The organism is Microcoleus sp. D3_18a_C4 (assembly GCF_036702415.1).
GTDB lineage: Bacteria > Cyanobacteriota > Cyanobacteriia > Cyanobacteriales > Microcoleaceae > Microcoleus.
Genome location: NZ_JAUBTI010000041.1, coordinates 29,609 through 35,964, shown reverse-complemented (window position 1 = coordinate 35,964; position 6,356 = coordinate 29,609). Strand labels below are relative to the sequence as shown.

Here is a 6,356-nt window from a genome sequence, read left to right as displayed (position 1 = left end):
CTCCGCCAGGGAATGAATTCCCTGTCTCATAGCTAAAGTCCTCTAAAAGAGGACTGAAGAACTCATTAGTCCTCTTTTAGAGGACTTTCACTTTGAGGCAGGGGTTTCAACCCCTGACGGAATATCGGTTTTACCTTAAGTTGACACTACCAAAGGCACTGCCGCCACTCCTCCCACCCGGCACTCCGCCAGGGAATGAATTCCCTGTCTCATAGCTAAAGTCCTCTAAAAGAGGACTGAAGAACTCATTAGTCCTCTTTGAGAGGACTTTCACTTTGAGGCAGGGGTTTCAACCCCTGACGGACTATCGGTTTTACCTTAAGTTGACACGACGAAAGGTACTGCCGTCTCCTGACTGTGGGTAAGATTAATTCCGATGCCACGGGATTTGATATCAATCCCCTCTTCGGGAAGTGGTAAAGAAGCTAAGTAGGGGCCCAGAAACCGGGTTTTTTACGAAAATATGTGGTTGTAGTCCACAGATTCGGTAAAAAACCCGGTTTCTTTGGTCGGAGTGCATAAATTCTGGCGTTGCAAAGAAATGGAAAAATTTCCAGCAGATGTAGTTTCAATCCCCTCGCGGGGAAGTGGTAAAGGAGACAACTAACATTAGGATCGCGAATTAAATAACTTACAATTTTAATTGTTATTCTGGGATGGGCGTCCCGCCCGTCCCACGGGAGCATCTCAGTTTTGTAAAAAGCATTTTTTTTATTGTAGTGCGAGCGTCCCCGCTCGCGTATTGTACAATACGCGAGCGGGGACGCTCGCACTGTAAATGCAAAACTGAGATGCTCCCCATCCCACAAACTTGTGGAAGTTATTTAATTCTCATTCCTTTATTGAACCGCAGAGGGCACAGAGGGCACAGAGGAAGAGAAGAGAGCAAGGAAGGAGTTCGCAATTGATTGGGGATTGCTATAGGAATTACTCACCTATTTCGCTAACAGTTGTTGAAACACCTCATACATATCCTCAGCCAACTTTTTAGGATTCCACAAAGGTGCGAGATGTTCTGGCTGCTTAGATTTTACTAAATGCTCTTTCACCGCATTTCTGAAACCAGCATCGCGGCCAAACTTAACTCCCCACTGCGTGTATTCCTCCCAACTCCACGCCGCACCAACATCAAGATTTGCACTTTTGAGGAAAGCGTAACCCATCCGCGAAAGATATTGGTCGCCGGATCGAGTTACCACTGGCAAATTCGCCCACAAAGCCTCTAAGTTGTGAGTTCCCCCGTTGTAAGGATAGGAATCTAAAAGCACGTCGGCTACATAATAAATAGCCCGGTGTTCTTCCTCACTTCGGGTTTGCCCTATAAACTTAATCCGACCAAAATCTACTCCCTGAATTTCGCATTCTTGGCGGTAAGTGCTGTGAATAACATCGGGGTCGCCTTGACCTTTGCGGATTAACACACTATCTGGTACTTCCTTCAGAATTGTAACTTGAGCTCGTACCATTTCTGGATTGGTTTTTCTCCCTGGCGCAACGCACAGATAAGTCATTTGATCTAAGCCAATTCCGAGAGCGTTTCTAATCGCCTCTCGATTCACAGGAATGCTTTGCAGTGCGCCAATTGCTACCGAACCTGCAGGCAATCTTACTAACTGTTCTAAGTAATTTTTTTCAACACCAGGGGGGTGAGTGTGTTCGTCGCACAGAAAGTAGTGATTATCTGAAATGTAGGGTGCGTCAAATCCCAGCCAAGAAACGCAGATTCCCGCAGGATATTGATACAGCACTTCGACATTTGTTGGCACTGTCATCGAGTCTAAGTCTATCAAAACATCCAAGTTGTCTTGCGCTACTTCGGCGAAGATTTCGCCGCCGTCAGCAAAGCCGTTTGGATATTTTTTAGGCCAGTAAAACTTGCCCGCCATGTCTTCAAACCGCTGCGTAACCTCATCTCGGTGGAGTTTCCCGGTGACGTAAAGGTGAACGTGGGGGGTGATGTGGCTTAATTCGCGAATTAAAGCTTCGCTGCACCAGCCTACTGAGTGGCGGCGGAAGTGTTTGGAAAGGAAGCCTATTTTTAAAGGACGCTTTTCTTTTGTTTGGTAATTTGCTAGGTTGCTTCTGTTAATTTCCTGGCGCTTAGGAACGGCTTTTTGGTAGTATTCTTTGGCAATGAGTCTGTAGAAACTGGCATTTTTTTCGCGGTTGTCTCGCAGGTGAGAAACTGCAAACAGGAAGATTTCGTAGAGCAGTTTTAGTTCGATCATGCTAAAGGTTTCGACCTTTTCGTAGCATAGTTTTTCGATTTCTTCGAGTTTCTGAATTGCCTGTTTGCTGACACCTGATTGCAGGTAGGAAAAGACGTAGGCTGTAGCTGACATGACTGGGGCATTTTCGCCGCAGTTTTCGCAGTATTTGTCGGCTACGCTGCGGGCTCCGGCGAGGTTGGTGGAATGGCTTAGCAAGTCGCACAGTTGTTGGTAGGCTTCGCTAAATTTGGGGTTGCATTCGATCGCCTTTTCAAAATTGGCGATCGCCTCCAACGGCTTATCTTGTTTCTGAATGTGTCCCATCCGGCAGTAAACCTCTGCCCAATCCGGTTTTAATCCCAAAGCTTGCTGATAGCTGGCTAAAGCTTCTTCCAGCCGCCCCTGCATGGAAAAACAATTGCCGAGGTTAGCGTGAACTTCCGGCCAGTCGGGCTTAATTTTCAGAGTGTTTTGATAATTAATAATTGCTTCATCGTACCTGTTTTGCTGTAAAAAAGAATTGGCTATATTGAAGTGCAAAACTTCTAAATGTGGCTTTAAAGCTACAGCTTTCTGATAGTAAGCGATGGCGGCGTCGAGATTGCCTTGTTGCGATCGCGCGCTGCCGATGTTACCGTAAGCTTCTGCCCAATCCGGTTTAATGGCGATCGCTTTTTCGTAGCATTCGATGGCTTCGTCGCGCTTTCCTTGGCCCAAAAGTCGATTACCTAAGTTAAAGTGGAAGTCTGCACCGACTAGCTGCGGGTTGAGTTCGGATGTTCTTTTAAAACAGGCGATCGCTGCTTCGATGTTGCCGTTTTGGTGATATACTTTCCCTAAATTCCAGTGAGCTCCCGCTAAATCGGGACTCAGGGCGATGGCTTGCTGGTAATGGGCGATCGCTTCTTCCAAACGCCCCATTTTGAAATACATACTGCCGATATTGGCGCGCACTTCCGCAAAATTTGGCTGCAATACTAGGGCTTGAGAATACGATCGAATTGCAGCTTCAGTTTTGCCTCCTGCTTGCAAGGCATTGCCTAAAGTGACGTAAGCGTAGATGAAATCCGGTCGAATTTTTAGCGCTTGCTGACAAGCTGCGATCGCCTCTTTAATTTTACCTTGAACTAAAAAGTTTTCTGCGAGTTTATTGTACGGTTCTACTTCTTGAAAATTGGCAACTTGTCCGCTATCTGGAACATTGATCGAGGTAACTTGTTCGGAAACTTCGGCGGGATTTGTAAAGGGAGTATTTAAAGTCTCAGTGGTTGGCGCTGGCGGCAAATTGATACTCGAAGGCTGCAAGCCGTAGCCTTCATCTTTGTTGACAGCTACTGGTTGCGATTCCCCTGATTCTGTTTCTAATTCGATAAAGTTGCTGTCAGTAGTAGCCCGCTCTTTTTGTGCGATTAAACTCGCTAATTTCTCAGCAGCGTTGGCATCTCCCGGTTGCAGTTGCAGCACTTTTTGATAGCAAGTAATTGCTGCATCTAACTTTTCTTGCTGCTGCAAAACGCTGCCCAGCATCATATTTACCGAAGACAATTGAGGATTAATTACCAGAGCTTTTTGGTAATAATTGGCCGCCTGTTCCAATTGCCCTAACTTGTAATACATACTGCCGAGATTCGCGCTAGCTTCGGCAAATTCCGGCTGAATTTTTAAAGCTTGCAAGTAAGCTTGAATGGCCATTTCCAGTTTGTTTTGACTGTGCAGGGCATTGCCCATAGTCAAGTAAGCAGGAGCAAAAGTGGGTTGAAATTGAAGAGCGACATTACAAGAGGCGATCGCCTTTTCAAATTCTCCTTGCAAAACATAAACTTCCGCCAACTTTTTATGAACTTCTGCATCTTCGGGATTGAACTCTAAAGCTTTCTGATAATTCTCGATGGCGCCACCGAGATCGCCCCGATCTTTCCGCCAATTTCCCTTTTGAAAATAATCTCTCACTGCCTCTAAACCTACTAAAGAATTCCCGATCATTTGCTCTGCCACTCTTACAGGTTTTACACTAATACTATTCAGCCATTCTACCCACTTTCGGGAACGCACAGACCAAGTACACCCTTGATTTATATATTCTACCTGCTGTCTTAAATGATTTTCAGCAGTGGCGCTGCCCGCACCCGTGCCCTCATTTAAAACTCCGACTATCGCCTCTAAAAACCGCCTTGTATATCCCTCCCAATCTGCGTTGCCCGCCCGCTTCCAATTAGTTATCGATGCAAAATTTTCCACCCCTGACATGGAAACTAGACGGGCAAATCCAGCAGTTGTTTCCGGCAAAGCTGCCAATTCACTCGTCACAATCCGGCAACCGCAGGCCATCGCCTCCATCACGGCAATAGATGAGGTTTCCAAATAGGTATTCGGGTAAGCTAAAACCGCGACTGAACGCAGTTGCCGGACGAGTTCGGGTTGCGGTACGGAACCGACGTACTCGACGCCTTCTGTTTCCTGACACTGGCGGTAAAGTTGACCGAAAAAAAGTTTGTTATCATTGTCGTCTATTTGGTGTACTTTCATGCTTGAAAATACTTTTAATCTGGTTCCGGGGACAGCTTGACGAATTTCGGGAAAGACTTTTAACAAAATATCAAGTCCGCGAAATGGAGTGCTGGTGTAAGCTAGAATGGGCGGTCGAGATTTATGAGAGAGGATAGAAATATTATCGTCGAAAATGTTAGCAAAACAAGGTGCGATCGCATTTCTTAAAACACAACTGCGATTAGAGTCAATCCCAAAGCGCCGGTGAAATTGCTCGCGCTGCCAGTCGCTGACAAATACAAAGGCATCGCAAGCATTGATTTCTCGCTGATTATTGAAATCTTGGAGGAATACAAAGCCCGGTTCGTTATGAATCCACAAAATTAATTGAGTGCGATGCCCCAAAAGCGGCTTGATTTCCAGCGCTTTGCCAACTATATTGACTATAACTAAAAAATCGAGCGATCGCAGCAATTCTAAATTAGATTTGTCCCCCACCCTGCGCCTGCAATCAACGCCGCGCCACATCCCCGACTCGGAAGTATTGTTGAGCAAAAATACCTCATTTCCCTGTGCTGCCAACGCCTCAGCTAAGTAACAAATAGCCGACTGAGTGCCGCCCAAAGGTTCGCGGTAAGGAGTTTCAATATTGTAATCCCAAGTGTAGGTATCGAGAAATCCGATTTTCATTGTGGCAATTATTCACCGATTTGTAAACTAGATTTTTTTTATTTAACCGCAGAGGACGCAGAGGGCGCAGAGAAAAAAGAGAGAAGTTCCCACTTGAAATAATTTGCGAGTTCCCTCTCTTCTTTTTCTTCCTCTCTGCGTTCTCTGCGCTCTCTGCGGTTAAATAAATCCATAATAAATGGTATAATCTTAAAACTATTAAGGAGTACCGAACATGACCACAGAACAAGATCCCGTAAAATTGATGAAACAGCAAGTCGGCTTTGCTGCAGCCGATCGCGTAAAATCTGGTATGATTGTCGGACTCGGCACGGGGTCAACTACAGCTTATACTATTCAAGCATTGGGCGATCGCATAAAATCCGGTGAACTCAAAGATATCAAAGGAGTGCCGACATCTTTTCAATCAGAAGTGTTAGCCAAACAGTACGGAGTACCGCTGACAACACTAGATGAAATTGACAGAATTGATGTGGCTATTGACGGCGCTGACGAAGTAGATCCCCACCTCAACTTAATTAAAGGTGGTGGCGCAGCCCACACCCGCGAAAAAGTAGTCGATTACCTCGCAACTCAGTTTATTGTAGTAGTTGACAGTTCCAAAATCGTAGATAAATTGGGTTCGACTTTTCGCGTCCCCATCGAAGTTATACCGATGGCATTAACACCAGTGATGCGCGCCATTGAAAAATTGGGCGGCAAACCAGAACTCCGCATGGGCGTGAAAAAAGCAGGCCCCGTAATTACCGATCAAGGTAATATGGTAATTGATGTCAAATTTGATGACATTGCCAACCCCGGAGAAATGGAAAAAAGCTTAAATAACATTCCCGGTGTGTTAGAAAATGGTTTGTTTGTAGACTGTACAGATTTGGTTTTAGTCGGCGAAATCCAAGACGGAAAACCCGTAGTACGCGAAATTTCTAAATAGTCAAAACTTGCCCACTGCTGGTCAGAAACTCTTTGTGG

Annotated in this window: 2 protein-coding genes; one reads left to right on the top strand and one right to left on the bottom strand. The window is 45.6% G+C overall.

From position 1 onward, the window contains the following. Positions 1-935: 935 nt before the first annotated feature. Positions 936-5,387, bottom strand: a complete 4,452-nt coding sequence (locus tag QUB16_RS18525; RefSeq protein ID WP_333318252.1) for a tetratricopeptide repeat protein — start codon at positions 5,385-5,387, stop codon at positions 936-938. A gap of 214 nt (positions 5,388-5,601) precedes the next feature. Between QUB16_RS18525 and rpiA the strand changes: the two genes are divergently transcribed. Beyond that, positions 5,602-6,318, top strand: coding sequence for a ribose-5-phosphate isomerase RpiA (gene rpiA, locus QUB16_RS18520; protein WP_333153978.1), 717 nt, complete (start codon positions 5,602-5,604; stop codon positions 6,316-6,318). The last annotated feature ends 38 nt before the right edge of the window (positions 6,319-6,356 follow it).

Excerpts from the sequence above, each read along its gene's own strand:
- QUB16_RS18525 (WP_333318252.1), bottom strand. The coding sequence starts at position 5,387 with ATGAAAATCGGATTTCTCGATACCTACACTTGGGATTACAATATTGAA.
- rpiA (WP_333153978.1), top strand. The coding sequence starts at position 5,602 with ATGACCACAGAACAAGATCCCGTAAAATTGATGAAACAGCAAGTCGGC.